This window comes from Citricoccus sp. NPDC055426 (assembly GCF_040677445.1).
In the GTDB taxonomy this organism is placed as follows: Bacteria; Actinomycetota; Actinomycetes; order Actinomycetales; family Micrococcaceae; genus Citricoccus.
The window spans coordinates 357,746-382,215 of sequence record NZ_JBFARZ010000001.1 but is presented as its reverse complement, the minus strand read 5'-3'; the positions used below and the strand labels follow the sequence as shown (position 1 = coordinate 382,215).

Annotated in this window: 24 protein-coding genes and 1 pseudogene; 12 read left to right on the top strand and 13 right to left on the bottom strand. The window is 71.5% G+C overall.

What is annotated here, in order from left to right; all coding sequences use genetic code 11:
* Positions 1-67 precede the first annotated feature (67 nt).
* Genes AB0K08_RS01760 through AB0K08_RS01745 form a run of 4 tightly spaced genes read left to right on the top strand, consistent with a single transcriptional unit; the run spans position 68 to position 4,132 of the window.
* Positions 68-1,024, top strand: a complete 957-nt coding sequence (locus AB0K08_RS01760; RefSeq protein WP_363351037.1) for a tripartite tricarboxylate transporter substrate-binding protein — start codon at positions 68-70, stop codon at positions 1,022-1,024.
* Between the two features lie 5 nt (positions 1,025-1,029).
* Entirely contained in the window at positions 1,030-1,560 is a 531-nt protein-coding gene (locus AB0K08_RS01755) for a tripartite tricarboxylate transporter TctB family protein (RefSeq protein ID WP_363351035.1), read from the top strand.
* Position 1,561: 1 nt separating this feature from the next.
* Positions 1,562-3,097 carry a tripartite tricarboxylate transporter permease gene (locus AB0K08_RS01750; RefSeq protein ID WP_363351033.1) on the top strand — a complete coding sequence of 512 codons (1,536 nt, stop codon included), beginning with the start codon at positions 1,562-1,564 and terminating at the stop codon, positions 3,095-3,097.
* A complete protein-coding gene (locus AB0K08_RS01745) occupies positions 3,098-4,132 on the top strand; it encodes an MBL fold metallo-hydrolase (protein ID WP_363351031.1) in 1,035 nt (344 codons plus the stop codon).
* A gap of 91 nt (positions 4,133-4,223) precedes the next feature.
* Here AB0K08_RS01745 and AB0K08_RS01740 read toward each other — a convergent pair whose 3' ends face one another.
* Positions 4,224-4,715, bottom strand: coding sequence for an RES family NAD+ phosphorylase (locus AB0K08_RS01740; RefSeq protein ID WP_363351029.1), 492 nt, complete (start codon positions 4,713-4,715; stop codon positions 4,224-4,226).
* Positions 4,716-4,901: 186 nt separating this feature from the next.
* Between AB0K08_RS01740 and AB0K08_RS01735 the strand changes: the two genes are divergently transcribed.
* From AB0K08_RS01735 to AB0K08_RS01715, 5 genes are read left to right on the top strand one after another with little or no spacing between them, the layout of a single operon-like run.
* Positions 4,902-5,894, top strand: coding sequence for a phosphate/phosphite/phosphonate ABC transporter substrate-binding protein (locus tag AB0K08_RS01735; RefSeq protein WP_363351027.1), 993 nt, complete (start codon positions 4,902-4,904; stop codon positions 5,892-5,894).
* Positions 5,884-6,672 (top strand): phosphonate ABC transporter ATP-binding protein, encoded by a 789-nt coding sequence (gene phnC, locus AB0K08_RS01730; protein WP_363351025.1) that lies wholly within the window; start codon positions 5,884-5,886, stop codon positions 6,670-6,672. Before AB0K08_RS01735 ends, phnC begins: the two co-directional genes overlap by 11 nt.
* Position 6,673: 1 nt before the next feature.
* On the top strand, positions 6,674-8,317 hold the full coding sequence (gene phnE / locus AB0K08_RS01725; RefSeq protein WP_363351023.1) for a phosphonate ABC transporter, permease protein PhnE: 1,644 nt from the start codon (positions 6,674-6,676) through the stop codon (positions 8,315-8,317).
* 1 nt (position 8,318) lies between these two features.
* Complete coding sequence (locus AB0K08_RS01720) at positions 8,319-9,635, top strand: cytochrome P450 (RefSeq protein ID WP_363351021.1); 1,317 nt, start codon at positions 8,319-8,321, stop codon at positions 9,633-9,635.
* A complete protein-coding gene (locus tag AB0K08_RS01715) occupies positions 9,632-10,624 on the top strand; it encodes a PaaX family transcriptional regulator C-terminal domain-containing protein (RefSeq protein ID WP_363351019.1) in 993 nt (330 codons plus the stop codon). Before AB0K08_RS01720 ends, AB0K08_RS01715 begins: the two co-directional genes overlap by 4 nt.
* Here AB0K08_RS01715 and AB0K08_RS01710 read toward each other — a convergent pair.
* A complete protein-coding gene (locus tag AB0K08_RS01710) occupies positions 10,621-11,448 on the bottom strand; it encodes a tryptophan-rich sensory protein (protein ID WP_363351017.1) in 828 nt (275 codons plus the stop codon). The two genes, AB0K08_RS01715 and AB0K08_RS01710, sit on opposite strands and share 4 nt — an antisense overlap.
* A gap of 65 nt (positions 11,449-11,513) precedes the next feature.
* On the opposite strand from AB0K08_RS01710, the gene AB0K08_RS01705 reads away from it, so the two are divergent.
* A complete protein-coding gene (locus tag AB0K08_RS01705; protein ID WP_363351015.1) occupies positions 11,514-11,948 on the top strand; it encodes a pyrimidine dimer DNA glycosylase/endonuclease V in 435 nt (144 codons plus the stop codon).
* An 86-nt stretch (positions 11,949-12,034) separates the two neighbouring features.
* Here the strand turns inward: AB0K08_RS01705 and AB0K08_RS01700 are convergent, their stop codons facing one another.
* The 9 genes and pseudogenes from AB0K08_RS01700 to idi form a co-directional block, all read right to left on the bottom strand.
* Positions 12,035-12,814: a glycosyltransferase family 2 protein gene (locus tag AB0K08_RS01700; RefSeq protein WP_363351013.1), complete on the bottom strand. Its 780-nt coding sequence runs from the start codon at positions 12,812-12,814 to the stop codon at positions 12,035-12,037.
* Entirely contained in the window at positions 12,811-13,536 is a 726-nt protein-coding gene (locus AB0K08_RS01695) for a hypothetical protein (RefSeq protein ID WP_363351011.1), read from the bottom strand. The genes AB0K08_RS01700 and AB0K08_RS01695 overlap by 4 nt, the downstream gene beginning before the upstream one ends.
* Positions 13,529-14,425, bottom strand: coding sequence for a prenyltransferase (locus AB0K08_RS01690; RefSeq protein WP_363351009.1), 897 nt, complete (start codon positions 14,423-14,425; stop codon positions 13,529-13,531). The genes AB0K08_RS01695 and AB0K08_RS01690 overlap by 8 nt, the downstream gene beginning before the upstream one ends.
* Entirely contained in the window at positions 14,422-14,781 is a 360-nt protein-coding gene (locus AB0K08_RS01685; protein ID WP_363351007.1) for a lycopene cyclase domain-containing protein, read from the bottom strand. Before AB0K08_RS01685 ends, AB0K08_RS01690 begins: the two co-directional genes overlap by 4 nt.
* Positions 14,778-15,194, bottom strand: coding sequence for a lycopene cyclase domain-containing protein (locus AB0K08_RS01680; RefSeq protein WP_363351005.1), 417 nt, complete (start codon positions 15,192-15,194; stop codon positions 14,778-14,780). Before AB0K08_RS01680 ends, AB0K08_RS01685 begins: the two co-directional genes overlap by 4 nt.
* Positions 15,194-16,870: pseudogene (gene crtI / locus AB0K08_RS01675) on the bottom strand (phytoene desaturase family protein); the annotation flags it as partial. The gene AB0K08_RS01680 and the pseudogene crtI, both read right to left, overlap by 1 nt.
* Positions 16,867-17,751, bottom strand: coding sequence for a phytoene/squalene synthase family protein (locus AB0K08_RS01670; RefSeq protein WP_363351003.1), 885 nt, complete (start codon positions 17,749-17,751; stop codon positions 16,867-16,869). The pseudogene crtI and the gene AB0K08_RS01670, both read right to left, overlap by 4 nt.
* Positions 17,748-18,953, bottom strand: a complete 1,206-nt coding sequence (locus tag AB0K08_RS01665) for a polyprenyl synthetase family protein (RefSeq protein WP_363351001.1) — start codon at positions 18,951-18,953, stop codon at positions 17,748-17,750. The genes AB0K08_RS01670 and AB0K08_RS01665 overlap by 4 nt, the downstream gene beginning before the upstream one ends.
* The gene (idi, locus tag AB0K08_RS01660; RefSeq protein ID WP_363350999.1) at positions 18,950-19,600 is read right to left on the bottom strand and encodes an isopentenyl-diphosphate Delta-isomerase; all 651 of its coding nucleotides are present in this window, start codon (positions 19,598-19,600) and stop codon (positions 18,950-18,952) included. Before idi ends, AB0K08_RS01665 begins: the two co-directional genes overlap by 4 nt.
* Before the next feature lie 66 nt (positions 19,601-19,666).
* On the opposite strand from idi, the gene AB0K08_RS01655 reads away from it, so the two are divergent.
* The gene (locus AB0K08_RS01655) at positions 19,667-20,176 is read left to right on the top strand and encodes a MarR family winged helix-turn-helix transcriptional regulator (protein WP_363350997.1); all 510 of its coding nucleotides are present in this window, start codon (positions 19,667-19,669) and stop codon (positions 20,174-20,176) included.
* Here the strand turns inward: AB0K08_RS01655 and AB0K08_RS01650 are convergent.
* Complete coding sequence (locus tag AB0K08_RS01650; RefSeq protein ID WP_363350995.1) at positions 20,173-21,723, bottom strand: SDR family oxidoreductase; 1,551 nt, start codon at positions 21,721-21,723, stop codon at positions 20,173-20,175. The two genes, AB0K08_RS01655 and AB0K08_RS01650, sit on opposite strands and share 4 nt — an antisense overlap.
* A 188-nt stretch (positions 21,724-21,911) precedes the next feature.
* Here AB0K08_RS01650 and AB0K08_RS01645 point away from each other — a divergent pair, with 188 nt between their 5' ends.
* The gene (locus AB0K08_RS01645) at positions 21,912-22,394 is read left to right on the top strand and encodes a pyridoxamine 5'-phosphate oxidase family protein (RefSeq protein WP_363350993.1); all 483 of its coding nucleotides are present in this window, start codon (positions 21,912-21,914) and stop codon (positions 22,392-22,394) included.
* Positions 22,395-22,424: 30 nt separating this feature from the next.
* On the opposite strand, the gene AB0K08_RS01640 is transcribed toward AB0K08_RS01645, so the two are convergent.
* On the bottom strand, positions 22,425-24,428 hold the full coding sequence (locus tag AB0K08_RS01640) for a heavy metal translocating P-type ATPase (RefSeq protein ID WP_363351838.1): 2,004 nt from the start codon (positions 24,426-24,428) through the stop codon (positions 22,425-22,427).
* Positions 24,429-24,470 lie beyond the last annotated feature (42 nt).

Below are 24,470 nucleotides of genomic sequence, written 5' to 3'. Positions count from 1 at the left end.
AACGGTCGGTCACTTCCGGGTGCCGACCACCCTCCCACCACGGCAGCATCGTCTGAAAGGCACCCCCATGAACCGGAAAATCCTTGCAACGGCCTCCGCACTCTCCCTCGTCCTCCTGGCCGGCTGCGGCCAGGGCTCCAGCGGCGAGACCGACGAAGACGGCACCTGGAGTCCCTCCGGCACCGTCGAGGTCGCCGTCGGCGCCCAGCCGGGTGGCGGCAGCGACATCATGGGCCGCGCCTTCGCAGCCTCCATCGAGGAGTCCACTGGTGACTCGACCGTGGTCGAGAACTACGACACCGTCGAAGGCGTCCTGATCGTCAAGAACGAGCCCGGCCGAGGGGACCTCGTGGGCGTGGGCAACTACTCCAACATGGTCGTCCGCCCCAATGAGCAGGACGTCGGCTACACCTGGAAGGACTACACCCAACTGGCGCTCGTGGCCGAGGACGTCTCCTACGTGGTGGCCAAGACCGGGGCCTTCGACTCCGCCGAGACGATGATCGAGCAGGGAGGCGACGAACTCACCGTGGCCCAGGTGGGCTCGGGTGCCGCCGACTCCCTGCTCACGCGCCAGCTGGAGGACGCCTTCGACATCACGCTCAAGCCCGTGGTCTACGAGGGCGGCGGTGATTCGATCCGCGGCGTGCTCTCCGGGGACGTGGACCTCGCCGTCCTCGAGGCCGCCGAGTTCCTCCCCCAGCTGGAGGCCGGTGAGCTGGAGGTGGTGCTGAGCACCGGGACCGAGGCCGCCGACCATCCGGAGCTCGCCGACGTCCCGCTTGCCAGCGATCTCGGCACCGACCAGAGGTTCTCCACGCAGTGGCGGATCGTCTTCGGTGCCCCGGACCTGGAGCCGGCGCAGCACGACTACTGGATGGACGCCCTCACGGCCTGGACCGAGAGCCCGGCCTACGACGAGTACATCGAGGACAACGCCCTGTCCCCGGCCTTCATCACCGGCGATGAGCTGACCGCGTTCATCGAGGACAGCGAGCAGAACCTGCTCGAGAACATGGAGTGACCATCATGATGACGGATGCAGGGGCACCCGCCCCGGCGGCGCCCAGACCGAACTACGTGGGCCTAGGCTTCCTGGGCTTCCTCCTCGTGGTCGGCGCCGCCTACACCGTGGTGGCCGTGGGCTACGGGATGACCGCCGAGACCAACCCCCTCGGCCCAGGGGCCGCCCCGGCGGCGATGGGAGCCCTGCTGATGCTGGGCTGTCTGCTCCTACTGGGGCAGGAGATCCGGTCCTACCGCCGCGCCAAGGCGGCGTCGGACCGCGGGGAGGAGCACGGGCACGAGGCGCAGCCGGGAGCCCGGGACCTCGTCAAGCCGATCCTGATCCTGCTCATCCTCATCGCCGGTCTCATGCTGACCCCCATCACGGGGATGATGATCGCCATGCCCCTCGTGGTGATGGCGATCGCCTTCTTCGTCGAGAAGCTGAAGCCCGTCTACATCCTGATCATGGGCGCCGTCACAGCACTCATGCTGTGGCTGGTCTTCGACCTGCTCCTCTCCGTCCGCTTCCCCACCAGCCTGATTGGACTCTGAGATGAACCTGATGCAGGACATGCTCAACGGTTTCAGCGTCGCCTTCGAACCGCAGAACCTCCTGTTCTGCCTGCTCGGCGTCTTGCTAGGCACCGTGATCGGCATGCTGCCCGGCATGGGGTCGGCCTCGGGTGTGGCCGTCCTGCTGCCCCTGACCCTCACCCTGGACCCCGTGACCGCACTGATCATGCTGGCGGGCCTGTACTACGGGACCGAGTACGGCTCCACCATCAGCGCCGTCCTCATCAGCACGCCGGGTGACGGTGCGGCCCTGGTGACGGTGATCGACGGCCACCAGATGGCCCTGAAGGGGCGGGCCGGCCAGGCGTTGGCCATTGCGGCGATCTCCTCGTTCATCGCGGGCACCATCTCCGTGGTGTTCCTCAGCGTGCTGGCCCCGTTCTTCGCGGCCATCTCGTTGAACTTCGGGCCACCGGAGATGTTCGCCCTGATGCTGCTCGGCCTGCTGACCGTGGGCGGCATCATCGGCAAGAGCCCGCTCAAGGGGATCCTGATGGCGGTGGTCGGTGCGATGATCGCCATGGTGGGCATCGACTCCCAGACGTCGACGCTGCGTTTCGCCTTCGACCGCTCGGAGTTGTACTCGGGCGTCAGCCTCGTCGCCGTGGTGGTGGGCATCGTGGCCCTGGCCGAGCTCGCCACCCAGGGCGCCTCCGGTCAGGTGAAGCCGATCCGCACCCGGTTCCGGGACATGGTCCTTTCCCGGAAGGACCTCCGCAAGGCCAGCGGCGCCATCGGCCGCGGCGGCCTGCTCGGCTTCATCATCGGCGTGCTGCCCGGCGCCGGGCCCACCCTCGCCACGTTCTTCACCTACGGGGCGGAGCAGCGCATCGCCAAGGACAAGTCCCAGTTCGGCCACGGCGACATCCGCGGCGTGGCCGCCCCGGAGGCGTCCAACAACGCGGCCGTCAACGGCGCCTTCATCCCGACCTTGACCATGGGCATCCCAGGCTCGGCGACCACCGCCATCCTGCTCGGTGCCTTCATCCTGTTCGACATCCAGCCGGGACCGCAGCTCTTCGAGCAGCAGGGGGACCTCGTCTGGGGCCTGATCGCGTCCTTCTACATCGGCAACGTCATCCTGTTGGCCCTCAACCTGCCTCTGGCCCCGGTCTTCGCCTCCCTGCTCCGCATCAAGTACACCTACCTGTACCCGGTGGTGCTGGTGGTGGCGATCGTGGCCGCCTACGCCGTGTCCTCCCGCCTGTTCGACGCCTTCCTCGCAGCCGGGCTGGCCGTGTTCGGTGTCTTCATGAAGCAGCACGGCTACCCCGTGGCACCCCTGGTGCTCGGGCTCGTCCTCGGCGGCATGGTGGAGGCCGAGCTGCGCCGCTCCCTGGCCATCGGGGACGGGACGATGGGGATCTTCCTGGAGCGCCCGATCGCCCTGGTGATCCTCGCCCTGGCTGTGACCCTGATCGCCATCCCGCAGGTGATCCGCCTGGTGCGCCGCCGTCGGGTGCCCGTGCTCCCGGAGGACGCCTCCACGCTGGCCAAGACGGAGGTGGATGCCTGAATGACCGCCCCCGCCGCGACGGCCGGCACCCGGGTCATCACCCTCGGCACCGCCGGAGGACCCCGTTTCTGGCGCGACACGGAACGCTCGGGAATCGCCACGGCTGTCGTGGTTGGAGACGGCTTCTACCTGGTGGACTGTGGGCAGGGCGTGGGTCGCCAGGCCGTGCGCGCCGGATTGGACCTGGGCCGGCTGAAGGGGATCCTCCTCACCCACCTACACTCCGACCACGCCATCGACCTGAACGGTGTGGTGCTGTTCTCCCTCCCGGCCCTGCAGCACCGGTTAGGACGGCCGGTGCCGATCCTCGGGCCCGGGGACCGCGGTGTGCTGCCGCCGACCTCGCCCCGCGCCGAGACACCTCCCGAGCCGTTCCACCCGGAGCAGCCGACGCCGGGCACCCGGACCATGTTCCAGAAGCTAATGGAAGCCCACGCCACGGACATCAACGACCGAGTACTCGACTCGCTGCGGCCCAGCCCCATGGAACTCTTCCGGGCCCAGGACATCGAGGTCCCGGCGGACTCGGGCTACCACCCGAATGGGAACCCGACACCGGAGATGGACCCCTGGGTGATCCACCGCGACGGAGACGTCACCGTCAGCGCCACCCTGGTGCGCCATCCGCCCATCGCCCCGGCGTTCGCCTTCCGCTTCGACACGGCGGACGGGTCCGTGGTGGTCTCCGGGGACACCGCCTATACGGACAACCTCGTCCGGCTGTCCAGGGGCGCCGGGCTACTGCTCCACGAGGCCCTGGACTTCGGGTTCATGGAACGGCAGTACCAGGGGCTCCCCAGCCCCACGGCGGCTGCCTCGCTGGAGCACCACTACAAGTCCCACAGCTCCGTGGCGGACGCGATCCGGGTGGCCGAGGCCGCCGGCGTGCCGCGGCTGGCCGTGCACCACCTGGTCCCAGGGACCGTGGAACGTGACGTGTGGCTTCGCGCCGGTGCACATTTCTCCGGGGAGTTCCTCGTGCCGGACGACCTCGATGAACTGGACTGCGGGACGGCTCCCGGCTCCAGATCCTGACGCTTCTCTCCCACGCACATCCAGCATCGTGCCCAGCTTCGCGAGTCCCTTGTTCTGCGGCCGGGCTGGGTTCCGGAAGCACCCTGACCCCTCACGTCACCCGCACGCGAACCACCGGAGCCCCCGGCTCGTTCCAACGGAAGAGGACCAGGTGCCAGAGTCCCGGACGCTGGCGTGAGGGATCGATCAGCCCCTGAGCGCCGGCTGCGATGAGGCGATCTCGCACCGTCCACGAGGGCGGGGTGCCGCCGGACGCGGCGACGTCCTGCCAGGGGGCGGCGGCACCCGCCAGATCGAGACCGAGCGCGCTCACGGCAGCCGCGTCGCGCAGATCGAAGATCCCGCTGGCATCGACCTCGATCTCAAGGATCTCTCGTGCCAGGGACCCCGCACCACCGTGGGCGATCATGGCGGCCCCCACGCCCTCGACCGATGAACTGAGGTACAGCGTGGGCTCGCTCGCCCTGGAGTATCGACCCGCAGATCGAGATCCGGACGTCGCATACTCACGGAACTGCGGGTCGACGGCTCGGTAGAACGTCCCACGGATGGGAGGGACGAACGGAGAGGACGCAGTGCTCATGGTGACAGCCTCTCACCCGGCAGACAGTCCGGGGTGATATCAAGTCGTTTGACATCCACTGAACATCCTGCTGTGATATGAACCACACCGGCCTGGACGCTCCTCCTCACAGGGATCAATAGGCCACACATTTTGACCCCTACGGACCTCCATCTGACCCCCACCGGACTTTCCCGAGGAGAGACCATGCGCACCCATCTCAAGACCCTCGGCCTCCTGGCCGCTGCCGCGATCGCCCTGACAGCCTGCGGCGAGAGTCCCAACGCCCGCCCGGCGGACAGCGCCAGTGATGCCCCCACTGAACTCGTCTTCGCCGTGGTCCCCACCGACAACAGCGAGGAATTGTTGGCTTCCTTCGAACCCGTGGTCGCGGCCATCGAGGAGGAGACCGGCCTGCCCGTGGAGATCCAGGCCGTCAGCAACAACGCGGGCGTGATCGAGGCACAGGTCTCCGAGCGCGTGGACATCGCGGTCTACGGCGCCTTCTCCTATTACCTCGCCTCGGATGTGGCGGACGTCGAGCCGGTCGCCAAGGACCAGCTCTCCCCCGAGCCCGGCTCCGGCTCCGTCAGTTCCCTCGGTGTCACCGCGCCCGGCAGCGGCATCAGCTCTTTGGAGGACCTCAAGGGCAAGGACGTCTGCTTCACGGACCCGGCCTCCACCACGGGGTACCTGGCCGCGGCCGCAGCCCTGATGGAGGCGGACATCGACCCACAGGAGGATCTGAACCCGGTGTTCGCCGGCTCCCATGACGTGGCGGTCACGCAGATGATCGCCGGCGACTGCGACGCCGCGTTCGTGGCCGAGACCTTCGTGACGGACATCCTGCCGGCTCGCGGCATCATCGAGGATGGGGACACGGAGACGTTCTTCACCTCCGATCCGATCCCCGGCACCCCCATGGTGGTGGGCTCCTGGCTGTCCGATGACATCAGGGACGGCGTGGTCCGTGCGATGGAGAAGTACGATGCCGTCTCCGCCGTGGAGGCCGGTTTCTGCGAGGCGGACGCCCAGCGCGAGGCCCCCGCTCCCTGGGGCGAGGACGTGGCAGGCGGCCCTGCCTGCGAGTGGGGCGGCACGGGCGCCTTCGCCTTCGAGCCGGCCACGGACGCCGACTACGATCCGATCCGCAAGATCTGCGAGACCACCCAGGCGGAGGTCTGCCGTGATGACGCTTGAGAAGCCCGCGGCCGAGACCGCGCAGCATTCCCCCAGCATCACCCTGGACGGGGTCGTCAAGCGGTTCGGGGACAACACCGTGCTGCACGGGGTGGACCTACAGATCCACCCCGGGGAGTTCATCGCTCTCGTGGGCCCCTCCGGCGCCGGCAAGTCGACCCTGCTGCGCCTGCTGAACGGCAGCCACAGCCCCACCGAGGGCCGCGTTCAGGTCCTCGGTCGGGAACCCGCCCGCTGCAGCCGCCGCGAGTTGCGGCTCCTGCGCACCGAGATCGGCTTCGTGTTCCAGCAGTTCGGGCTCGTCGGCCGGCTCACCGCGTTGGAGAACGTGTTGATGGGCGCCCTCGGCTCCCTGACCATGCCCCGCTACGGGATCACGAGCTACCCGAAGCGGCTGCGCGAACGCGCCGTGGAGAACCTGGAGCGCGTCGGCCTGGTGGACCAGCGCTTCCAGCGCTGTGACACCCTCTCCGGCGGCCAGCAACAGCGAGTGGCCATCGCCCGCATGCTGATGCAGGACGCCCGCCTGGTGCTCGCGGACGAACCCGTGGCCTCCCTGGACCCGGCGGCCAGCATCTCCGTGCTGGAGACGCTGAAGAAGCTCAGCGCCGAGGACGGCTTCACCGTGGTCTGCTCGCTGCATCAGGTGGACCTCGCCCTGGAGGTCTCGGATCGGATCGTGGCCGTGCGTGACGGGCAGTTCATCCTGGACAAGCCCACGCACACCACGGACGAGCCGGAGATCCGATCCATCTATCAAGCCCACCGGGGTGCCTGAGATGCCCGCCACCCTGACCCCGCCGGGAACCCGGGGCCGGACGCCGGCACCCGCGCCGGTCCGGCCGCCCCGCGTCTCCGCGGCCACCTGGGTGATCCCGCTGATCCTGGGGGCCGTCACCGTCTTCGGGCTGTGGTGGATCGATGTCCGCCCGGCGGCCCTCGCCGCCGGCTTCGAGGACATCGCCCGCCTGCTTCGCCGGATGTTCCCCGCCACCACGGGCCCCGTGCCGGAGCTGGCCGCCCTCGTGATCGAGACCCTGCAGATCGCCGTCGCCGGGACCGGGATCGCGGCCCTGGTCTCGATCCCCCTGGCGGCCGGCGCGGCCAACACCTTCACCGGCCCGCGCTGGATCCAGTGGCTCTGCCGCACGCTGATCGTGGTCAGCCGCGCCGTGCCCTCCCTGGTCTTCGCCATCATCTTCGTGCGCATCTTCGGGCTCGGCCCCGCGGCCGGGGCCCTGGCCATCGCCTTCCACTCCGTGGGGATGATCGGCAAGATGATGACGGATGTCTTCGAGGAGATCTCCGCCGCGCCCCGCGAGTCCGTCGACGCCACCGGGGCGAACCGCCTCCAGGTCTTCATCGCGACCACTTTCACCCAGGCACTGCCGCAGATGACCTCGTTCGTCCTCTACCGCCTGGACATCAACATCCGCGCCTCCTCCGTCCTCGGCCTCGTGGGCGCCGGCGGCATCGGTGTGGCCCTGCAGCGCTCCATCGGCAGCCTGGACTACCCACGCGCCGCCGGGATCATCGGCGTCATCATCGTGCTGCTGCTCGTTCTGGAGCTCATCTCGAACCTGGTGCAGCGCACCGTCTCCGAACACGCAGGGGACACGAAGCACTCCATGGCCTTCCCGCCCGGCAAGCAGCCCTTCACCCCGGGCTGGGACGCACCCAGGGCGGGCCGCAGCGCCGGGCTGTTGGCCGGCGTCGTGCTCTTCATCCTGTCCCTGTCCGCGCTGGCCGTCTCCCCGGACCGGATGGCCCGGGGTTGGGACAACGCGGTGGCCATGCTCACCGGGTTCGTGCCGCCGGTGTTCACGGCGGAGATCGCCCTGGGCCTCTTCGAGAGCCTCGTCATGGCCTTCACGGCCACCACCTTCGGCGTGCTGATCGGCCTGGTCATCGCCGTGTTCTCCACGGAGCACCTCGTACGGGTGCCGGTGCTCGGCTGGGCACTGCGTGCCGTGATCGTGGTGGTTCGCGGCGTGCCGGACATCGTCTACGCGATCGTGTTCGTGGCCGCGCTGGGGCTGGGTCCCTTTGCCGGTTTCCTGGCGCTGGCCATCTCCTGCACGGCGTTGGCCTCCAAGTTCTTCACGGATGCGCTGCAGAACATCGACCCGGCCCCGATCCGTGCCCTCGAGGCCGTGGGCGCCGGCCGGCTGCAGGCCTTCGTGGCCGGGGCCTGGCCGCAGTTCGTCCCCTCCTTCATCGGCAACAGCCTGTTCACCGCGGACCTGGCGCTGCGCGAATCGGCGGTCCTCGGGATCGTCGGCGCCGGCGGCATCGGTTTCCTGCTCCACGAATCCGTCACCTCGATCGACTATCAGTCCACCGCGGGCATCCTCCTCGGCCTCATCGTCGTGGTGGTCGCGGTCGAGCAAATGGCGCGCTGGGCGCGCAGGAAGGTCATCTGAGATGGCAACCCCACACCCACAGGGCACGACGACGGCCGGCACCGGACGCTGCCCGTTCACCGGGCGGTCCGGCACCGGGACATCCGGCGCCGACGCCGGGGCGGCCGAGGCCCTGCCGACCGGGGCTGTCCGCACCTCCGAGTGGTCCCCGGACCGCGACGAGACCTTCGGCTCGGCCCACGCCGACTATGCGGCGCTACGCGAGCAGAACCCGTTCCCCTGGAGCGAGGACTACGGCGGCTTCTGGGCGGCCACCACCTACGAGGACATCCTGGCCATCACCCAGGACGACGACCTGTTCAGCACGGCCAAGCAGAACGTGGTGCCGCACGTGCCCCGGGCCTCCCGCCGGCCGCCGCTGCACTTCGACCCGCCGGAGCACACCGACTACCGCACCGCGATCGACCCGGTGTTCCGCCGCTCGGTGGTCACCGAACACGCCGGAGACTTCCGGGACAGCGCCCGCCGCCTGGTGGACGGGATGCTGATGGAATCCTCGCCGGATGGCGTCCGGCATCTGTCCGCGCCGTTCGCCATGGACTGCTTCGCCTCCCTGCTCGGGCTGCCGCGGGACCAGACCCGGGAGATCCGGGAACTCGGCGTCCGCTACGGCTTCGCCATCCAGGACATGGACAACCCCGTGATCGAGGAGTGCAGCAAGCGGCTGTACGAGATCGCGCGCGAGATCTATGACCGGCGGCTGGCGGAGGATCCCGACCCGTCCCGGGACCTCGTGGCCAGCCTGCACCGCGCGGCTCTGGACCCCGCCACCGCGATCACCGAGACGACCGCCGTCGCCACCATCCGGCAGCTGATCGTCGCCGGGATGGGGGCGCCCCAGGCCGTCCTGGGCAGCTGCATCGCCCACCTGGCCACGGACCTCGAGCTGCAGGCGCACCTGCGGGCCCACCCCGAGGACCTGCCCTCGGCGATCGAGGAGATGATCCGCCTGCACGCGCCCTACCGGGTGTTCGCGCGGACCGCCACGCGAGACACGCTGATCCACGGGCGCCACGTGGCCCAGGACGAGCCCATCGCCCTGATCTTCCCCTCCGCCAACCGGGACGAGACCCGCTTCGAGGACCCGGACACGTTCGTCCTGCGGCGCAAGCAGAACTCACACCTGTCCTTCGGGCGCGGTTCGCACAAGTGCCCGGCCGCTACGATGGGACGACTCGAGTTGCTCATCGCGCTTGAGGAGTTGCTCTCGAGGACCGAGACCTTCACGCTGGCTGGTGAGATCGTGATGATGAACTGGCTCGAGTACGGGCCCCGCTCGGTTCCCCTGGCCCTGCGGCCTGCCCTCAGGATGCCGTGAGCCCCCCGGACCCGGTCCGGGGGAACCTCCCCCGCTACCAGTCCGGGGTGGCGCCGCAGCGCATGCTCACGGTGCTGCTCGGCGACTACTGGTTCAGCCGCGGAGAACCCCTGCCCTCCAGCGCCCTGGTGGAGCTGCTCGGAGCGCTCGAGATCACCCCCTCCAGCGCCCGGGCCGCCATCCAACGGCTGGCCCAGCGGGGGTTCCTGGTGGCCCACAAGGACGGGCGGCGCACCTCTTACTCCGTCCACGCGGGCAATCGGAAGTACCAGGCGCAGCGCATCGAGCGGATCTTCCAGGCACACCGCGAGCGCCCCTGGGACGGGACCTGGACCATCATCACCTACCGGGTTCCGGAGACCGCGGCCCCCCTGCGCCGGGCCCTCCGGGACACCCTGCGTCAGTTGCGGTTCGGGCACCTCAATGACGGGGTGTGGATCAAGCCGGGCAGTCATGCCGAGGAGGCGTTCACGCACCTGAAGTCGGGCAATGATTCCGTGCTGACCCTGGTCTCCTTCTTCGAGGGGGCCCGGCTGCCGGACTTCGTCTCCCCCCTGGAGCTGCGGCGGGCCTTCGACGCGGACGCCCTGGACGAGGAGTACCTGTCCTTCGCCCTACGGTGGGAGCGCAGGGCCCGGGACCTCGGGGACCACTGGCCCACCGGGCTGGAGGCCCTACGCCTGCGCACGGAGGTGCTCTCCGAGTGGCGGCCGCTGGTCCACCAGGACCCCCAGCTTCCCAACGCCCTGTTGCCCGAGGAGCCCCCGCTGCGCCGGGCCGCAGCAGCCGCCGCACTGTTCTATGACCGGCTGGGGCCTCCGGCGGAGAACGCCGTCCGCAAGGTCGTCGAACGGCACCAACCCGAGCTGGCGCCCCTGGTGCTGCACCACACCTTCGCCGCCTCGGACCAGTTGCTGGCCCAGGAGGAAGGCGACAACGGCCAGCCCAGGGCTTCTTCCGGCCGCCGGCCTGACCTCCCCTCTGCCTAATACCGTCCTGCCCGTAGCCGGAACACCACCGCCGCCACCAGCACCACCGCCGCGGCGATCCCCGCGGCCACCGCCGTCCCCGTGGACTCCAGACCACCGTCCAGACGGCCCATGGTGATCCAGGCCAGCCCCCACGCCAGGGCCAGCGCGGGCGCGATCCGCCCGCCGCTGCGCCACGCCGTGGCCACACCGATCAGCGCCGCGACGGCCAACACCACGGAGGCCACCACAGTGATCGGCAACCCGAACCCATCGAACCCGGCCGCACCCAACACAGCAGAGGCGTTGGCCACGGTGGCGATGGTGACCCAGCCGAGGTACAGCCCAAAGGTCCCGTCCGTGATGAGGGACTCCGCCCACCCCCTCGATCCGGTGCGGACCAGCAGCCTCAGGATCCACCCCAGCACGACCAGCAGCACCGCAATCACCACGAGGCTCAGGACGAGCCAGCCGAGCTGGACCACCCAGATCCACGCGGCATTGAGCAGCATCGATGCCACCGCCCACGGCCGCAGGGCCCGGTGCCTCTCGGACCGGCGTTGGGCGGGCAGCAGCTGCCACACTGAGTACGCCAGCAGTCCCAGATAGATCACGGACCAGATGCGGAACGCGGCAGAGGCCGGGGCCAGCGGGGTCGAGTCCTCGTTCAGCCACCCGCCGGCGGCCTCGGAGACCGGCGTCCCTCCCAGCACTCCGCTGCCGAGGAACGCCCCTGCGGTGGCCACGATCCCGCTGACCAGCACCATCAGCGGCACCCCCAGCCCGACGGCGGCCCCCCGGCCCTGGTCTGCTGCCTCAGGTCCTGCTCGGTGTGTGGTGTCCATGGTGTTCTCCTGTCCTCTGTCTCTCACTGTGCCTTGCCCCGCCCGGGATACGGAAGGATGGGTCCATGCGCCTGTGGAGCCTGCACCCCCGATACCTCGACCGGCAGGGCCTGACCGGCGGTTGGCGCGAGGCACTGCTCGCCCAGGCCGTGCTGGCCGGCCGCACCAAGGGCTACCGCGCCCACCCCCAGCTGGTCCGGTTCCGCGCGCACCCAGACCCCGCAGCCGCCGTCGGGTCCTTCCTGCTGGTGCTGGCCGAGGAGGCCAGCGAGCGAGGGTACCGCTTCGACCGGACCCGGATCGATCGCCCCGGCGCCCCGGGCCTCCTGATCCCGGTGACGGACGGCCAGGTCGACTACGAACGGCAGCACCTGCTGGCGAAGCTCCATCACCGCGACCCCTCACGCCTGGCCACCCTGTCAGACGTCATCACCCCGGAGGTCCACCCCCTGTTCGAGGTCGTCCCCGGACCCGTCGAGCCTTGGGAGCGTCCGGTCTAGCACCGCCGCGGTGCGTCCGTCGGCCCGGCAGGTCGCCATGGGCGGCGGGGTTGATGGGCAGCAGCCAGTGCGTGCGCCCGGATCCGTCAGAGCTCCCCATGGTGAGGCCCCCTTGGTGCCGGGTGGCGTCCCAGGTTCCGGAACCGCCGGGACCACCGCTGCCACGGCGGCATCGAGGCCCAGTTCAGGGACAGGGTGCGGAAGGCGCGCTGGAAGCGGCGGCCCATCTGGGCCGTGCCACGCAGGGACCGGGCGGAGACACCCACCACGAGCCGAGGGTCGGCGGCGACGATGCGGTGGGGGCCGAGGGCCAGGCCCAGGTCCATGTCGTCATGCACCTCCCGCTCGGTGCGGTGCACCCGGTCCCGGACCTCGTGCCACACCACGCGGCGGAGGGCCATGTTCGATCCCCACAGCGGACACCGGGCCGCCGCGGCGTACCCGAGGAGGTAGTAGGCCCCCAGGTAGATGGCGGCCGTCGGCACGCCCAGGAGTCTCGGCAGGTCCTCGAAGACGCCCCAGCCGGTCACCGCGGCGGCGTGCGGAGAACGGTCCAGGGCCGCAGCGATCGACGCGACCCACTCAGGCCGGGGCAGCGAATCGGCATCGAGCCGCGCGATCACCGGGGCACGCGCAGCGTCATAGCCGGTGGCGGCCGCGGCCCAGATCCCCACCGTCGGCTCCGTCAGCACGCGGGCACCGTGCGCCGCGGCCACGGCCGCCGTCGAATCGGTGGAGCCGTTGTCCACCACGATGACCTCGGCCGGGGCCACCGTCTGCCGGGCGAGGGCCCGCAGGCAAAGCTCCAGAAGCTCGGCGTCGTCCCGCGCCGGGATCACCACGCTGACGCGTCGACCCAGGCTCATCTGGACGGCCTGTCCGCGACCCGTCGGCCGGTGACCAGCCGGTCCAGGAACAGCCCGGCCAGCACCGCGCCGAGCACGCCGGCGGCCAGGTCCCCCACGGTGTCCTCATACCCCACCTGGATGGCCGGGTCCAGGACCGTGTGGCCGAACCATTCGCCGATCTCCCAGAGCACGGCCAGCAGGGCCCCCGTGCCGGCAGTCAGCACGGTGACGACGGTCCGGTCCACGGCGGAGGGGCGCTGGGCGGCCTCCGGCCCCTCAGCCTGCGCCCCCTCGACCCGCAGCCAACCGCTCCGGAGCACCGCGCCCACCGCGAGTGCGGCCAGCAGACCCGTGACCAGCAGGTGCATCACGAGGTCGAGCCAGGGGATCCGCTGGTAGGCGTCCACCAGGGCCGCCCCGGCGGCCACCACCAGGAGGACGGCGGTGCCGGCCTGGACCGGCGCCCGCAGCGGGGCCAGTCGCAGCACGGTCTGTCCAAGCAGGACGAGGGCGAAGAGGGCCACGGCCACGCCGTCCTGCCACAGCCCCACCACGAGGCTGAGGACCGTGACGACCGCTGCGGCGTCGGCGGTGAGGCGCGCGGCGACGGGCCCGTCCACCCGGAGCAGGGCCCATCCGTCCCGTCCCACGGCGGCCGCGGCGTTCCGCACGGAACCGGTGCCGCCGGTGCCCGCGCGGCCCCGGCTCGCCCCGGTCTTGGGCCATCTGCCCTCAACCACGGAGGGCGATCCAGATCAGCAGCAGCGTCAGCAGGAACCCGGTCACCTGGTTCAACCACAGGAAGCGCCGCCACCCGCGGTTCGCCTCCTCACACCGGGCATCCGGCAGGGCGCGGAACGGCCAGATGCTGACCAGGTACGGCAGCACCAGCAGCCCGGCCAGCGCCCCCGGCCAGCCGGTCAGCAGCATCACCAGCCCGGCGGCCGCATAGAGCACGATCGCCGTCCGCACGGCGCCGCGGGCGCCCAGCGCCGTGGCGATCGAGCCGATGCCGGCCTCCCGGTCCGCCGTGACGTCCTGGACGGCCCCGAAGGCCTGCGAGGCCATGCCCCAGAAGAAGAACGCCACCATCGAGGCCACCACGGGCAGGGACGGAGCCGCCCCGGCCAGCGCGAGGCCGAACACGGCCGGGCCCACGAAGTGCGTGGAGGAGGTCATGGAGTCCAGCAGCGGCCGCTCCTTGAGCCGGACCCGCGGCGCCGAATAGCCCACGACGGCGGCCAGCACCACCGCGAGCACCACACCGGACAGCACGGTGCCGGCGGCCAGCAGCGCCACCACGAACGGAAGGGCCAGCACCACGGCCGAGACCAGGATCAGCCGGTGCCAGCGCCGCCCCAGGACGATCCCCTCCACCCCGCCCTTGCGGGGGTTGCGCAGGTCCGACTCGTAGTCGAAGACGTCGTTGATCCCGTACATCAGCAGGTTGTACGGGAACAGGAAGAACAGCGTGCCGATGACCAGCCCGGCCGTGATCCCGCCCCCGGCCATGAGGTAGGCGGCGGCGAAGGGGTACGCCGTGTTGACCCAGCTGATCGGCCGCGAGGAGCCCAGCAGCTGGCGGAACCCCTCGGACACGGCCGGTCGGTGCGGGGTCGTCGTGCTCATGGGCTCTCCTCACGGTCCATCGGGCGGGCCTGCCCAGCCTGCCCGACCTGCCCAGCCTGCCCGGGCTCCAGCAGCGCGGCCACCGAGGGCAGCAGCAGTCCGGCGGCCACGGGCCAGATGAGGTCCTCCACCGGGGCCAGGCCGACCCGCCAGCCGGTGAGCAGCTCCTCGTCATACCGGAACAGGTCGGCGGCGATCATCAGGTTGTCGAACACCACGGTCAGCACGAGCAGCCCGGCGATGGTCAGGCCGGTGGCGGCCCACCACCGCCCGTCCAGGCGCCGGCGCCAGGTGGCATAGGCGGCCACGGCCACCGGGATCGCCAGGAAGCACCCGGCGAGCGCAAGGTAACTCATGTCCCGTCCCCCGCCCCGGCGCGGACGCCCGGTGCCGGCCGGCCGGCGTCGTGCTCCTCGGACCGTACCCGGTGCAGGGCCAGCACCACGAGCCCGCGCAGCACGAGGGTGAGGTAGGAGAGGAAGGTGATGAACACGATCTCCTCGAGCGGCAGCTCCGGGGCCAGCATGATCCCGGTCATCCCGGCGCTCTGGCCCGCGGCGTAGTGCCCGGAGGCGATGGCCGCCAGGTCCCAGGCGAGGAAGAAGGCGATCCCGAGGCCCACCGTCACCGCACCGGCCCGCACCCGGCGACCGGGATCCCGGGGCGTGCGGCGCCACAGCACCAGGCGGAAGCGGCGGTCCAGCAGCGCCATGCAGCCGGTCGGCACGAGCAGGCAGAGCAGGTAGAGGTAGGGCAGTGCCGCCGTCATGCGCGCTCACCCCGCAGCCGCCGCAGCACCAGCTCGGCGCTGATCAGGCACATCGGCAGCCCGATGCCGGGGATGGTGCCGGAGCCGGCGTAGAGGAGCCCGGCCACGCGCTTCGAGGCGTTGCCGGCGCGGAAGAACGCGCTCTGGGCCAGCGTGTGGGCCGGCCCGAGGATGCCCCCGCGCCAGGTGTTCAGGTCCCCGGCGAAGTCCGCGGGCCCCACGGTGCGGCGGACCACGATCCGTTCGGCCAGGTCCCCAATGCCCGCCCACCGGGACACCTGCTCGATGGCCGCCTCGGCGATGGCCTCGATCGCCGGGTCGCCGCCGCCGTCCGTCCCGCCGCGGCCCAGGGCCGGGTCGGCGGGCATCGGCACCAGGATGAAGAGGTTCTCGTGGCCGGCCGGGGCCACCGAGTCGTCCGTGGCCGAGGGCCTGCACACGTAGACCGAGGCCGGGTCAGGGACCGTCCCCGCCGCGATCGCCGCGAAGTTGGCGCGCCAGTCATCCGTGAAGAACAGGCTGTGGTGCGCCAACTCGGGCAGCGCGCCGCGGACGCCGAGCATCACCAGGACCCCGCCGGGCCCGCTCGTGCGCTTCTGCCACCACTCCTCGGGGTAGGTCTGCAGCTCGCGTGGCAGCAGCGCGGTCTCGCTGTGGTGCAGGTCCGCGGTGGAGATCACGACGTCGGCCGGCAGCTCCCGCTCGGCCCCGCCCCCGGGTGCGCGGTCGCGGACGCGGACGCCGGTGGTCCGGGCGCGGAGCCCGCGGGTCCCCCGCCGGCCGCCGGGGCGCGCGGGGTCCGATTCGCTGATCGTTTCGGTGAGCGGCTCGGTGAGGATCTCGGTGGCAGCCGTGTGGGCGTGCAGCCGCACCCCGTTCTCCCGGGCCAGCCGGACCAGCACGTCCATCAGGTGCGCGAAGCCGCCCTGGGGGTAGAGCACCCCGCCGGTCAGGTCCAGCGCACTCATCAGGTGGTACATGGAGGGGGCGCGGTCCGGGGAGGAACCCAGGAACACGGCCGGGTAGCCCAGGATCTGGCGCAGCCGGGGATCAGCGAAGCGGCGGGCCACGAACCGCTCGAGCGGTTGAAGCAGCAGCGGCACCAGCCGGTGCGCACGGCGGAGGACGTCGCGGTGCAGGAAGGGGCGCACCGAGTCGAAGGAGGTGTAGAGGAACCGCCGGACCGCCACGGCGTAGGTGTCCCGCGCGGAGTCGAGGTAGCGGCGCAGGGCCTGCCCGGCGCCGGGCTCGATCGCCTCGAACCGTTCCACGTTGGTGGCGGTGTCGGCGACGATGTCGATCGGATCCGGCGCGGTGCGGGGCGCCCGGGGCGCGGCGACCGGGGAGCCGGAGGGGCCGGCGTCGGGCTCTGCTTCTGGTTCTGGTTCTGGCGCCGGCTCGAAGTACACGCGGTAGGCCGGGTCCAGCCGGCGCAGGTCCAGTTCGGCGGCCGCCGAGGTGCCGAGCAGGCCGAAGAACCGCTCGAAGACGTCCGGCATGAGGTACCAGGACGGGCCGGTGTCGAAGCGGAAACCGTCCTGCTCCCAGGAGCCGGCCCGCCCGCCGAAGGAGCCCCGGGCCTCCACCAGGTCCACGGAGTGACCGTCCCGTGCCAGCAGCGCGGCCGTGGCCAGTCCGGCGATCCCCCCGCCGATCACCACCACCCTCCGCGTCATCGGCTGCCCCCGCGGGAGCCCACAGGGCCCCGTGAGCCCGCGGTCAGGGCGCTCAGCAGGATCACGGCCTTGCGGCGGTCCGGCACCCTGACGCGGGTGCGGCGGATCTCGGCGGCGGGGGTCTGCCGCAGCTGTCGAGACAGGGCGGCGAAGAGCCCGTGGGCGGCCCGGACGGCGCGGCGGCTGCTCGCGGGGATCTCCGGGATCGCCGCCGCGGCCACGGCCAGGTCCGCGTCGATCCCGTCCAGCAGTTCGTCCCGGTGGGTGTCCGTGAAGCGGGCGGGGTCCAGGCCGGGGAAGTAGTGCCGTCCCAACACCTCGTGGTCGTCCGCGAGGTCGCGCAGGAAGTTCACCTTCTGGAAGGCCGAACCGAGCCGGCGGGCCGCCGGGGCCAGCCGTTCGTAGGTGGCCGCCTCCCCCGCGGTGAAGACCTTCAGGCACATCAGTCCCACCACCTCGGCGGATCCGTACACATAGTCCTCCAGGCTCTCCCCGGTGTGGTCGCTCAGCATCAGGTCGGCCCGCATGGACGCGAAGAACGGGCCGATCAGGTCGGGGCCGATCCCGTGCTGGCGTGCCACGCCGGCGAAGGCGTGGACCACCAGGTTGGCGCTACGGCCGGTCTGCAGCGCCCGGAGCGTCTCTGCCTCCAGCCCGTCCAGCAGTTCCCGCCGCAGGGCAGGGCTCAGCCCGGGCCCCGGATCGTCCACGATCTCGTCCGCCACCCGCACCAGGGCGTAGATGCTGCGCACGTCGGTGCGCACCGGCTCCGCCAGAAGCCTCGTGGCCCACCCGAAGGACGTGGAGTAGCCGCGGATCACCCGGGCGGCACTGGACTGGGCCACCCGGTCATAACGTCCGACCGCCGGATGCACGCTCACCGGGCCACCCCCGCCCCGGCGGGCAGCCGCCGCGGCGGCGTTGGTTCGGACGCTGGCTCCGGCGTCGGCGCCGGGTCCTGATGTGGCGGGTGCCGGCTCGGGGCGAGGCAGGTCTCCGTGGTGCGGCTGATCTCTTCCGCCAGGCCCGTCAGCACCCCGGCGAGGGCCGGCGGCACGGGCTGCTCTGAGGCCAGGGCCAGCGCCTTGTCCAGGTGCGACTGCGCGAGCTCCTCGGTGGCGGACCGCGCGCCGCAGCCCTCCAGCAGGTCCCGGACGCGGCCGGCGTCGTGCTCCGTGAGGTGCGGGTCTCCCACGAGGGGCCGCAGCGCGGGCCAGGCCGCGGTGGTCCGGGCATGGGCCACCAGGGCGGTGTGCTTGCCCTCGCGCAGGTCCGTCAGCACGCTCTTGCCGGTGCGGGCGGGCAGCCCGAACACCCCGAGCAGGTCATCCAGCAGCTGGAAGCCGATGCCCAGGTTCCGACCGATGGGCTCGAGCGCCTCCGTGATCCGGCGGGGAGCCCCGGCCAGCAGGGCGCCGGCCTGCAGCGGGAGCTGGAAGGAGTAGACGGCGGTCTTCAGCTCGGCCACCCGGACGGCCTCCTGCACGGCACCCCCTGCATCACCGGGGGCGGACGTCCGGTCCAGGCCGAGGCGCACGTCGGCCAGCTCTCCGGCCGCCGTGGCGTGGACGGTGTCCTCGATGAGGTCGAAGAGGTCGGCGACCACCGGGGCGGGGACCCCGCTGGCCGCGACCGTCCGGAGGGCCGAGACCAGTGCCAGGTCCCCGGCCAGGATCCCGGCTGCTTCACCGTAATGCCGGGAGGCCGCCGGCTCCGTTCCCCGCTGCCGCGCCGAGGCGGCGAACGTCCCGGAGACATTGGGGCTGCCGCGGCGGACCGTGTCCCCGTCGATCACGTCGTCATGGACCACGAAGGCCGTGTGGAGCAGCTCCAGGGCGGCCCCCACCCGGGCCACGGCCGTGCTGGTCACGGGATCCGCCCCCGCGGCGTCACCCGCGGCTCCTGCGGCCAGGGCGCCATAGGTGGAGACCATCAGGCCCGGCCGGAACCGCTTGCCGCCCCCGGTGGCCCGGGCCAGCGCGGCCCAGAGGCCGTGGTGGTCCGCCCCGAGGGCGGTGGACCGCGCGGCACCCTCCGCCAGGATCCGGTCCAGGGCGCCGTCGACGTCACCCGTTTCGGTCATGGCATCCCCATCTCAGCGGTCCGAGCAGACGAGCCGGACCGCTCGGGGCTGTCGGTCTGCGCGGATCTGCCGGTCTGATCGGACCGGCCGCTTTGATCGGACCGGCCGCCGGGGTTCCGCAGCCGGTCCAGCACACCCGGCCACTGCAGCTGCATCCACGGGCTCACCGTCCACGACGCCACCTGGAGCAGGGACTCGACCTCGGCGACCGGCACCCAGCGGTACTCCATGACCTCGGCCGGATTCGGCTCGAGGTCCTGCGAGGTGACGGCGGTGAAGACGGGGCAGATCTCGTGCTCCACGATCCCGGAGGGGTCCACGGCCCGGTAGCGGAAGTCCGGGAGCACCTCCTGGATCCGGTGGACCTGCACCCCGAGCTCGTGGTCCGCGTATCGCTCGATGGTCTGCTCGTAGGACTCCTCCAGCCGGGGGTGGCCGCAGAAGGAGTTGGTCCAGGTCCCCGGCCAGGCGCGCTTCTCCAGCGCACGGCGGGTGAGCAGCAGGTCGCCGTTGGGACGGAAGAGGTAGCAGGAGAAGGCCAGGTGCAGGGGGGTGTCCGCGGTGTGCACCGTGGCGCGCGGGGCCAGTCCCTGGGCGAGGCGGTCCTCATCCACGAGCACCACGTGGTCTTCCGCGACGGGGTCCATGGCGTCTCCTTGAATCATCAAATTTTACCTAGCCTGGCTAGCAATTCTGACAGTAGCATGGGGGTCATGTCCACACCACCGGGGAGCGGAGCCCCATCCACGGCCTACTGGTTCGATGACTCCGACCCTGCGGTGCCGCTGCTGCAGGCGGTGCGACGCTTCCGGCGGGCGGATGAGGAGATGCGCCGCGGCATGGAGACGGACATGGACGTCAACGCCACGGACCTCGAGGCACTGCGTCACGTCATCGCCCACGAACGGGCCGGCACCCCGGTGACCGCCCGGGGCCTGAGCGGCCACCTGCACATCTCCACGGCGTCCACCGCCAAGCTGCTCAACCGGCTCAGCGAGTCCGGCCACATCCGCCGCCGCCCCCACCCCGGAGACCGCCGTTCCGTGATCGTGACCGCCACCGAGCACACCCATGAGGAGGTGCGCGGCTGGCTCTCACCGATGCACCAGCGGATGCTCCAAGCCGCCCGGGATGTCCCGGAGGAATCCCGCCAGGCCGTGGTGGATTTCCTCGACTCCCTCGCCGAGAGCCTGATCCCGGAGCCCGAGGACGGGGACGGCTAGGACCCGGCCCGGTCCCCCTCGGCCGCCTCCTCCGCCGCCGCCAGGATGTTCTTCGCCATCGTCGGGAAGATCAGGGCGTGGAACGGCTGGATGGCGCGCCAGTAGGCCCTGCCGAGCACCCCCGAGGGGAAGAAGACCGCACGCTGGCGCAGTCGCGAGCCGCCGCCGTCGTTCCCCTCGACCGCGAACTGCAGCCAGGCGCGCCCGCCGGCGCGCATCTCCGCCCGGAGCGTGACGGAGCGGCCGGGGTCCACCGACTCCACACGCCACCAGTCCACGTGGTCGTTGACGCGCAGCCGCCCCTGATCCTTCCGGCCGCGCGCGAGCCCATAGCCGCCCAGGGCCTGGTCCATCAGTCCACGGATCCGCCACAGTGCCGAGGCCGAGTACCAGCCGTTCCGGCCGCCGATGGTCTCCACCACCGCCCACACGGCCTCCGGCGGAGCCGCCCCCTCGCGTTCCCGCTCGTCCGTGAAGACGGTGTTGCCGGCCCAGTCCGGGTCCGAGGGCAGGGGTTCGGCCGGGTCCTGCGCCATCGCGGTCAGTACGTCGTCATCCCACGTCTGGTCCAAGGGCCCGCGGCGTTGACGTTCGATGGCCCGGGCGCAGGCCTGCCTGAAGCCCGTCAGCCCGCCGGGCGGGTCCGGGATGAGCTCGGCGACGCCGTGCTCGGTGGTGACGGCGTCCTCCGCCATGGAGGCCGCCAACGGCATCGCGATACCGCGCGGGATGGGCGTGACCATGCCGATCCAGAACCCCGAGAGCCGCTGGGCGGGGATCGGCAGGGCGTAGACCCGGCGGCGGGACAGTCCGGCCACCTCGGCGTAGTCCGTCAGCATGGCCGCGAAGGACTGGTCCGTGCCGCACCCGATGCCGCAGGTGCGGTTGACCGGCTCCGCCAGGGCGCAGGCGTGGGCGAGGTAGTACAGCACGTCCCGGATGGCGATCGGCTCGATGCGGTTCTCCAGCCAGCTCGGGCCGGGCATCACCGGCAGTCGTTCGGCCAGGTGGCGGATCATCTCGAAGGAGACCGAGCCGGAGCCGATCACGACGCCGGCCTCGAAGACCAGGGTGGGCACCTCGCCGCCCAGCAGGATCCGGGAGACCTGTTCGCGCGAGCGCATGTGGTCCGAGAGCTCCTCCAGCGGCTTGTCCGGGTGGAGGCCACCCAGGAAGACGACCTGGCGGACACCTGACTCGTGGGCGGCCGCCGCCACCGTCCGGGCCATCTCTGCCTCGCGGTCGATGAAGTCTGCGCCGGAGCCCATGGAGTGCACGAGGTACAGCACGGTGTGGACATCCTGCGTGGCGGCCCCGACGTCGCCGGGCTCCAGCAGGTCGGCCTGCACCTGCTCCACGTCCTCGGACCAGGGCCGGTCGGCGAGGCCGGCCAGGTTCCGCGCGACGGCCCGCACGGTGAAGCCGGCCGCCAGCAGCTCCGGGACGAGCCGGCCGCCCACGTAGCCGGTGGCACCCGTGACGAGGACACGTCGGCCCCGGCCCTCCGGGAGCGAGAGGTGCAGGGGCGAGGTGGGCTCGGAGGTCATGGGGGCCACGGTACGGCCCGGCTCCGGCCCGGGACAGTGGCCCGAGTCTGGGAATCCACTGGGCATCCGCTCCGGACAGCCCTCTCCCCTTGCCCTCTCCCCCACCGCCCGTGGTGGACTGGCGGCGCCGCTCATCCACCGATGACGCGGTCAGGCAACACCACCGAGAACACCACCGAGGAGGACCCTTGAACGCCAACGATCCCGTGAAGACCCTGCTGGAGAAGACCGAGAAGGCGGGGGTGGCCATGCTCGCCACCACCGATGCCGAGGGGAGGATCGTCAGCCGGCCCATGGCCGTCCAGGAGATCGAGGAGGACCACACGATCTGGTTCATCACCCGGGTCAGCACCCCGAAGATCGGCGAGGTGTCCGGGAGCCAGCCGGTCAACGTGACCGTGGCGGAGAAGGGCTTCTGGGCCTCCATCACCGGCACCGCCACCGTGGAGGCGGATGTGGAACGCAAGAAGCGGTACTGGTCCAAGGCCACCGAGGCCTTCTTCGGCGAGTCGAAGCCCGAGGACCCGGACATCGTGCTGCTGAAGGTGGACCCGGACTCCGGTGAGTACTGGGACTCCCCCGGCCTGCCCGCAGTCGCCGTGGAGGTCGTCAAGGGGATGGTCAGTGACAAGCCGGCCCGCCCCGGGGAGAGCAACACCGTCCAGCTCTGAGGCGCCCGGCGGCCCGGAGGCCGTGACGCCCTAAGCCGTCATGGCCTCCGGCCGCAGCTCCACCCGCCGCAGCAGCTGGGCGTTGAGGGCCACCACCACGGTGGACAGGGACATCAGGATCGCCCCGACGCTCATCGGCAGCACGAAGCCGATCGGAGCCAGCACCCCGGCGGCCAGCGGCACCGAGAGCAGGTTGTACCCGGCGGCCCACCACAGGTTCTGCTTCATCTTCCGGTAGCTTGCCCGGGACAGGGCGGCCACGGACAGCACGGCGCGTGGGTCGTCACTGGCCAGGATCACCCCGGCGGAGGCGATCGCCACGTCCGTGCCGGCACCGATCGCGATCCCGACGTCGGCCTGCGCCAGCGCGGGGGCGTCGTTGACCCCGTCTCCCACCATCGCGACCGTGCGCCCCTCCCCCTGCAACTGCCGGACCTTGGCGGACTTGTCCTCCGGCCGGACCCCGGCGAAGTACCGATCGATCCCGAGCTCGGCGGACACCGAGGCGGCCACCGCCTCGGCGTCGCCGGTGATCATGATCACCTGGACGCCGCGGGACTGCAGCCCGGCCACCGCGTCCCGGGACTCGGGGCGGATCGCGTCGGCCAGCTTCAGGGCGCCGGCCGCCTCCCCGTCCACGAGCACGTGCAGGATGATCGCGCCCTCCTCGCGCCATCTCTCCGCGACAGGCAGCTCGGAGGCGCCCTCCTGCTCCAGCAGGTACGGACCACCCACCTGCACGACGGCGGCCCCCGGCCGCGCGCTGTCCGGCCCGGTCCCAGCGGGCAGTGCGTTCCCAGCGGTCGGGGTTCCGGCCAGCTCGACGTCGGCCCGCACCCCGACCGCGGGCGAGGACGAGAACCCACTGGCCGTCGGGACCTGCGGGCCCCCTCCCCTGGCCGACTCCGTGGCGGCCCCGACGATGGCGCGGGCCAGCGGGTGCTCGGAATCCGCCTCAGCCGCGGCCGCGAGCGCCAGGAGGCGGCCGGCGTCGTACCCCTCGGCGGGCTCCACCCCGGTGACCTCCGGGGCGCCCTGGGTGAGCGTGCCGGTCTTGTCGAAGAGCACCGCGTCCACGGTGCGCATGGCCTCCAGTGCGAGGCGGTCCTTGACCAGCACGCCACTGCGGGCGGCGCGCTCGGTGGCGATGGAGACCACGAGCGGGATGGCCAGGCCGAGGGCGTGCGGACACGCGATGACGAGCACGGTGATGGTCCGCACCACGGCCTCGTCCGGCAGCCCGACGGCGGACCACACGATGGCCGTGATGATCGCCGCCCCGAGGGCGAACCAGAACAGCCAGGCCGCGGCCCGGTCGGCCAGCCGCTGGGCGCGCGAGGAGGAGGCCTGGGCGTCCGCGACGAGCTTCTGGATCCCGGCCAGGGCGGTGTCCTCGCCGATGGCGGTGACCTGCACCCGCAGGCCCGAGTCGGTGGCGACGGTGCCGGCCACCACGGGATCGCCCTCGGAGCGCCGCACGGTGGCGGACTCGCCGGTGATCATGGACTCATCCATCGAGGCCGAACCGTCGGTGACGACGCCGTCCGCCGGGACGCGGCCGCCGGGCCGGACGATCACCACGTCTCCGTGCTGGAGCTCGGCCGGGGCGATGGTGGTGACCGCGCCGTCGGCTCCGACGCGTTCGGCCTCGTCCGGCAGCAGCGCGGCCAGCGAGTCCAGGGCGGAGGTGGTCTGCGCCAGGGAACGCATCTCCACCCAGTGGCCCAGCAGCATGATGACGACCAGCAGTGCGAGCTCCCACCAGAACTCGAGCTGGTGGTCCAGGATCCCCAGGGTGGCACCCCAGGACGCGAGGAAGGCGACCGTGATGCCCAGCGCGATCAACAGCATCATCCCCGGCTGGCGCTGACGGATCTCGCTGACCGCACCGGTCAGGAAGGGCTGACCGCCCCAGACGTACATGACGGTGCCGAGCATGGGTGCGATCCACGCGGCCCAGCCCGGGACCTCGTAGCCCAGGAGGCCGGCGAACATGGGTGAGGTGGCGACCACGGGGATGCCGAGGACGAGCATGATCCAGAACAGCCGGCGGAATTGGCCGACGTGGTCGGAGTG

Excerpts from the sequence above, each read along its gene's own strand:
- AB0K08_RS01680 (WP_363351005.1), bottom strand. The coding sequence starts at position 15,194 with ATGACGGCGGCACTGCCCTACCTCTACCTGCTCTGCCTGCTCGTGCCG.
- AB0K08_RS01650 (WP_363350995.1), bottom strand. The coding sequence starts at position 21,723 with ATGACCTCCGAGCCCACCTCGCCCCTGCACCTCTCGCTCCCGGAGGGC.
- AB0K08_RS01665 (WP_363351001.1), bottom strand. The coding sequence starts at position 18,953 with ATGACCGAAACGGGTGACGTCGACGGCGCCCTGGACCGGATCCTGGCG.
- idi (WP_363350999.1), bottom strand. The coding sequence starts at position 19,600 with ATGGACCCCGTCGCGGAAGACCACGTGGTGCTCGTGGATGAGGACCGC.
- phnE (WP_363351023.1), top strand. The coding sequence starts at position 6,674 with ATGCCCGCCACCCTGACCCCGCCGGGAACCCGGGGCCGGACGCCGGCA.
- AB0K08_RS01720 (WP_363351021.1), top strand. The coding sequence starts at position 8,319 with ATGGCAACCCCACACCCACAGGGCACGACGACGGCCGGCACCGGACGC.
- AB0K08_RS01745 (WP_363351031.1), top strand. The coding sequence starts at position 3,098 with ATGACCGCCCCCGCCGCGACGGCCGGCACCCGGGTCATCACCCTCGGC.
- AB0K08_RS01755 (WP_363351035.1), top strand. The coding sequence starts at position 1,030 with ATGATGACGGATGCAGGGGCACCCGCCCCGGCGGCGCCCAGACCGAAC.
- phnC (WP_363351025.1), top strand. The coding sequence starts at position 5,884 with ATGACGCTTGAGAAGCCCGCGGCCGAGACCGCGCAGCATTCCCCCAGC.
- AB0K08_RS01710 (WP_363351017.1), bottom strand. The coding sequence starts at position 11,448 with ATGGACACCACACACCGAGCAGGACCTGAGGCAGCAGACCAGGGCCGG.
- AB0K08_RS01700 (WP_363351013.1), bottom strand. The coding sequence starts at position 12,814 with ATGAGCCTGGGTCGACGCGTCAGCGTGGTGATCCCGGCGCGGGACGAC.
- AB0K08_RS01705 (WP_363351015.1), top strand. The coding sequence starts at position 11,514 with ATGCGCCTGTGGAGCCTGCACCCCCGATACCTCGACCGGCAGGGCCTG.
- AB0K08_RS01760 (WP_363351037.1), top strand. The coding sequence starts at position 68 with ATGAACCGGAAAATCCTTGCAACGGCCTCCGCACTCTCCCTCGTCCTC.
- AB0K08_RS01685 (WP_363351007.1), bottom strand. The coding sequence starts at position 14,781 with ATGAGTTACCTTGCGCTCGCCGGGTGCTTCCTGGCGATCCCGGTGGCC.
- AB0K08_RS01735 (WP_363351027.1), top strand. The coding sequence starts at position 4,902 with ATGCGCACCCATCTCAAGACCCTCGGCCTCCTGGCCGCTGCCGCGATC.
- AB0K08_RS01750 (WP_363351033.1), top strand. The coding sequence starts at position 1,562 with ATGAACCTGATGCAGGACATGCTCAACGGTTTCAGCGTCGCCTTCGAA.
- AB0K08_RS01740 (WP_363351029.1), bottom strand. The coding sequence starts at position 4,715 with ATGAGCACTGCGTCCTCTCCGTTCGTCCCTCCCATCCGTGGGACGTTC.
- AB0K08_RS01640 (WP_363351838.1), bottom strand. The coding sequence starts at position 24,428 with ATGCTCGTCCTCGGCATCCCCGTGGTCGCCACCTCACCCATGTTCGCC.
- AB0K08_RS01655 (WP_363350997.1), top strand. The coding sequence starts at position 19,667 with ATGTCCACACCACCGGGGAGCGGAGCCCCATCCACGGCCTACTGGTTC.
- AB0K08_RS01690 (WP_363351009.1), bottom strand. The coding sequence starts at position 14,425 with ATGAGCACGACGACCCCGCACCGACCGGCCGTGTCCGAGGGGTTCCGC.